General features: G+C 40.9%; 3 protein-coding genes. All 3 read left to right on the forward strand.

The window, feature by feature from the left end:
• Window positions 1-311: 311 nt before the first annotated feature.
• The 3 genes from BM021_RS14800 to BM021_RS14810 all read left to right on the forward strand — a co-directional run bounded on the left by BM021_RS14800 (window position 312) and on the right by BM021_RS14810 (window position 1,455).
• Window positions 312-503 carry a hypothetical protein gene (locus BM021_RS14800; protein ID WP_090721742.1) on the forward strand — a complete coding sequence of 64 codons (192 nt, stop codon included), beginning with the start codon at window positions 312-314 and terminating at the stop codon, window positions 501-503.
• A gap of 112 nt (window positions 504-615) precedes the next feature.
• On the forward strand, window positions 616-933 hold the full coding sequence (locus BM021_RS14805; protein ID WP_090721743.1) for an HNH endonuclease: 318 nt from the start codon (window positions 616-618) through the stop codon (window positions 931-933).
• 96 nt (window positions 934-1,029) lie between these two features.
• Window positions 1,030-1,455 carry a P27 family phage terminase small subunit gene (locus tag BM021_RS14810; RefSeq protein ID WP_090721744.1) on the forward strand — a complete coding sequence of 142 codons (426 nt, stop codon included), beginning with the start codon at window positions 1,030-1,032 and terminating at the stop codon, window positions 1,453-1,455.
• The last annotated feature ends 1,042 nt before the right edge of the window (window positions 1,456-2,497 follow it).

Genomic DNA, 2,497 nt, shown 5'->3' on the forward strand with positions numbered 1-2,497 from the left:
ACAATAAATTCTGAATAGAAACTCGATTTATCCCCCTTGAAAAATGAATCTCTGGCAAATTCGCTCTTATTTTTGATGCTCGTGCAATATCCAGGTTAGTGGCACACATAAAAATAAACCCCGTCATTCTGCGGTGGAACTATGCTTAGGGTGACTCCTGGCACAGTTTCACGCGGCAGGAATAGCACGCCGGTCTGAATCTTTAGGCCAAATGCCAACCAGGACCGCTCATTGCCTTCAAGATAACGCTAACACGCAAAAAAGATGAGACAAATTGTGCACGCGGACATGCACGCACGCGAGAGGAAACCATGAAATCAAAACTACCCCGGGACATTATCAGACTGGTGAATCGGAAATCCCATGTTTTGGGAATTACCTATGCAGAGCAAACAAAACAACAATTGCTTGATGAACTGGAGAGCATGCGATCTAAGGATGCTACATTGGCGGATCTTGAGAAGTATGTTGGTAACAGGCCGCCACCTATTTTCACAGCTTAATCGATATCATAATCCCGGTGCCCCTTAGATCTTTGAAGTTCTCAATTCGAAGGGCCGCCATTTGCCATTCTGCGCTCACCCGCGAAATGAAAATATTTTTTTAGGTGTTACTATGAGAAGTTCTAATTGGTCAACTGAGTCACGGCATAAGCGCGGTTATGGAAGCGCATGGGATCGGATAAGGATTGTTGTTCTTAAGCGCGACAATGGCTTGTGTCAATGTGACAAATGCCTCGGTGGTAAGTTGAGACTATTGCCAGCTAACGAGGTGCACCATGTCATACCCAAATCAAAGGGCGGTACGGATGACCTGAGCAACCTACAAGCCATCAATGCAGAATGTCATAAGCGTGAGACAGCCAAGGAACAGGGCAGAACGCTAAGACCTAAACGGATTATCAGCGAATCTGGATGGCCAATAGATCAATGAAGCACCGCGCCCCATTCAATCTTTGGCGAGGCATAATAGCCGTACCGCGACATGCTCAAATTTTTACACAGTCAATTCAGAAAAACGGATTTAATTATGGCAAAACCACGAAAACCACAAACTTTAAAGGCAGTATCAGGAACAGTGAGAAAAGATCGTGCTGTTAATGATTCTGTAAATTTTCCACTGATTATTGATATGCCGGCTGCACCAGATTGGCTACCTAATGAGCATTCAGTGAAAGAATGGAATCGACTTGTACCCATCTTGATAGCCAACAAATTGCTTACTGAGGCTGGTTTATCGGCTTTAGCTATGCTTTGCGCACTGCATGGAAAGATAGTGCAATTATATGCCGCTGGTGAATGCCCAACAGGGCACCTGAGTGCACAATACAGGAATTTACTGAATGACTTTGGATTAACACCGGTTGCGCAGAGTAAAGTGAACCCAGTCTCAAGCAATGAAAAAGAAAACCCGTTCGCAAAGTATAAAAAGCGGAATTGGCCAGAGGCAGTCTAAATCTTCACAGATTTCAATTATAGGTACCGCCATTTGCCATTAGCTTCATAAACATCCACAAAAAAAGTTTTTTAGATCCAAACACAACCCACCAGAATCAACCACAAGCGATTATTTTTGAACAGCCTAAGCTTACCCCTAGGCTTTTTATTGCGTGCTGAGTTAGCGTTACTGGCTGAGCCGTTGATTGCGGCCAAGGTGGCGTTTTGCTTTCGGCAAATTTGCCAGAAGCAAATACACCAATAGATACCCGTGACGAACTATCCACAATGTCTGGCGTATCAGCTAGGAACAAATCGATATAACAAGTTTTTGTTGGTATATTTGTTGGTATATCACAAGTTATTGTTTTTGATCTTATTAATGGATATAGCTTATAATGTAAAGTATGAATGACACCGCCCGCCAGAACATGAATATAATCAAGTAGTTAATAAAATATTTAAGAGTTGTCCCCAATAAAATCCCACAATAAATTATCCATTTTTTAAGAGTCTTATTGGTATTTCATAATAAGTTCACTCTCAACTCGAGCAATATAAAACTGCCTGCAGGACAATCAATCCTCGCCGCGATGCGAACAATGAAAAAGCCCAGCATGTATCGGGTTTCGTTTTCTGGCTTTGGAACTAAACATCGGGGCAATGGGATATTTTTCACAATTATAAAATATCAACTTAGCCTAAAGAAAAGACGGAGAGTATGTTGTATGCTTAAAAATTAGTAAGTAAATTTAACATCATTGATCTAATTGACGAATATTTCATTCTTTTTAAATTTGTTGGATCTAACGAATACGCGTAATGCTTATTTTAGGGGTAGGGTTAGCTGAAGGAATATTTCTAATTTATTTTAGCGATAATTTAATTTCGTGGTTTAAAGAATTTAATAATACGAAATATTCTTGGATGGGGCCTTTTTTTAGGCTATGTCACAATTAGTTGTTAAATCTGTCTTGTTTTCCCAAGAGATGCAAGGAAACAAAGGGTTGGTGTAATACTTTGACCGAGGTGGTCAATCATTCTGTGCCATCCGAGGTAAC

It is taken from the genome of Nitrosomonas sp. Nm166 (assembly GCF_900112825.1).
Lineage (GTDB): Bacteria > Pseudomonadota > Gammaproteobacteria > Burkholderiales > Nitrosomonadaceae > Nitrosomonas.

Bases quoted from the DNA above. Each gene is read 5' to 3' on its own strand.
- BM021_RS14800 (WP_090721742.1), top strand. From the start codon at position 312: ATGAAATCAAAACTACCCCGGGACATTATCAGACTGGTGAATCGGAAA.
- BM021_RS14805 (WP_090721743.1), top strand. From the start codon at position 616: ATGAGAAGTTCTAATTGGTCAACTGAGTCACGGCATAAGCGCGGTTAT.
- BM021_RS14810 (WP_090721744.1), top strand. From the start codon at position 1,030: ATGGCAAAACCACGAAAACCACAAACTTTAAAGGCAGTATCAGGAACA.